The following is a 2,239-nucleotide window of genomic DNA, read 5'->3' on the forward strand; positions in this document are numbered from 1 at the left end:
CCGTCTGCGGCCGAGATCCTGGCGGATGCATCGGATGCCCGTGACGTCGCTGTTGGTGTCTCCACGGGTCTCCCTGCGGCTGCTGCGACCGCCGTGGGGGCACAGGTTCAGGAGCAGGTGGCCCCGCTCGTGCTGGATGCTGCGTCGTCGGCGTCGTTGGCTGTCCAGAACAAGGTGGATGCGGAGCTCGCCCGTGAGGGTGCAGACGAAGCGAAAGCCGACGCCGAACTGGTCGCCGCGTCCATGCCCGCGCTCGCGGTCACCGCCGTCGACGAGTACCTGGTGCTCAACCCCGTCGAGGACATCTCCGGCCCGGAGATCGTCTGGAACGGCGACAGCCTCAGCGCTCAGGGCGGTAGCACCGCGCAGAACCCGGCAGGGTTCCTCGGCGTCTACCTCAACCGCACGGTCCGCACGAATGCGGTCGGCGGCGAGAAGACGTCCGGGATCGGTGCCCGCCAGGGCGGTGCGCCGTACCAGATGCTCCCCGCCGGCGGGGCAATTCCAGCCAGCGGCGGTGTCACTGTCACGTGCACGACACCGACCGGTGACGTGCAGTACCCGCTGCTGCAGACCAACGGAAACCCGACGCTCGGGAAAACGTTCGTCGGCTACCTCCACACCCGCTCCGGCGACATCCACGGCACCCTGACGCTCACACAGCCGTCGGGCGCTTCGACGTCGCATCAGCCAGACGACTTCTACACGTTCACCCGCACGAGCGCGGGGGCCGTCGTGTCGGTGACACGGCCTGCGTCGTTCTATCTCGACTTCGGCATCGACCGGCGCGAGGACATCCACGTGATCATGGCTGGCCGCAACAACGTGGCCCAGTCGATCGCCACCCAGTCTGTCGCTGACTGTGTGACTGAGGTCCTGGCTGGTGTCGCCGCGATGGTCGTGTTCATGGAGGCCGCGAACAAGCGGTTCCTGATCGTCGGCGTGCACAACGGAACCTCCGAGGGCACCGGCACCGACCAGTACGCGAAGACCATCGCGGTCAACGCCGCGCTGTTCGCCGCGTACGGGCGCCGGTTCGTCGACTACCGCCCGTACCTCATCGCGTACGGGTTGGAAGACGCTGGGATCACCCCGACCACGGACGACGTCGCTGACATTGCCGCGCAGCGTGTGCCGCGGTCGCTGCTCACGGACGGTCTGCACTTCCAGATCGCGACGAGGCAGATCGTCGGCAAGCTCGTCGGCGATCGCATGGTGGAGCTCGGCTGGGCGACCGTCAACGGATCCGCACCGACACCACCGGTCCAGGTCACTGGGCTGACGGCGACACCGGGGAACACGCAGGCGTCCCTCGCATGGGCGCTGCCCGCGGACGGTGGCTCAGCGATCCTCGACTACACGATCCAGTACAAGGTCGCGACGGACGCGGTCTGGTCGACGTGGGCGCACACCGCCTCAACGGCTCGCACAGCTGTGGTGACGGGGCTGACGAACGGCACTGCGTACAACTTCCGGGTCTCGGCACGGAACGCGTACGGCAGCGGCGTTTACTCGGCCACCGCGACCTCGACGCCGGCGGCACCGTTCAGCATCTCGGACGACTTCAACCGGGCCGACTCGCTCGACCTCGGAGCGTCCTGGGTGGCACCGCACACGTTCGCGATCGTGTCGAACAAGCTCACCCGCGCGGCCGTCTCCGGGACTCCCGGTGCGCTGCTGCACGCGACGAGCATGCCGTCGCCAGATCATCAGGTGTCAGCGAACATCGGCCGTGGCACGGCAACGACGGTGGGGCTGATCCTCCGGGCGGCGGACGGGTCTAACTTCTACAGCGCTCGGGTCAACCTCGCGACGGGGAACCTGTTGATCTACCGGCTCCTGTCCGGGACGACCGTCTCGCTGAAAGGGCAGGACGGTCTTTGGGTGAGCGACGGGGACCAGCTTGCTTTCCGAGCGAAGGGTCAACTCTTCGAAGCCCTGATCAACGGTTCGCTGGCGATGTCGGTCACGGATACCGATACGACACTGTCGAATGCGGTGAAGGTCGGCGTGCGAGCCGACTCGCCTGGCGCGACAAAGCCCACCTTCGACAACTTCCTCGCCACGCTCACCTAGCACGACACCTCTCAGCCCCGTCTGGGCTCACCTTCGGGTGGGTTCAGGCGGGGCTGTTTCGTGCGTTCCCGGTCACCGGTTCCGTGGCTGGTTCGGTGGGCCGTCAATAAACCCGCTCTGCGGCACGTCGTATAGCACCATCGAGTCCGCGTCCTCGAGTGAT

The 2,239-nt window shown here is 66.9% G+C and carries 1 protein-coding gene; it reads left to right on the forward strand.

The annotated features are described in order from the left end of the window. The coding region (locus tag ACQ3HB_RS20505) for a fibronectin type III domain-containing protein (RefSeq protein WP_430922696.1) at positions 1 to 2,076 on the forward strand (2,076 nt) is incomplete at its 5' end. Positions 2,077 to 2,239 lie beyond the last annotated feature (163 nt).

It is taken from the genome of Plantibacter lichenum (genome assembly GCF_050587525.1).
Taxonomy (GTDB): domain Bacteria; phylum Actinomycetota; class Actinomycetes; order Actinomycetales; family Microbacteriaceae; genus Plantibacter.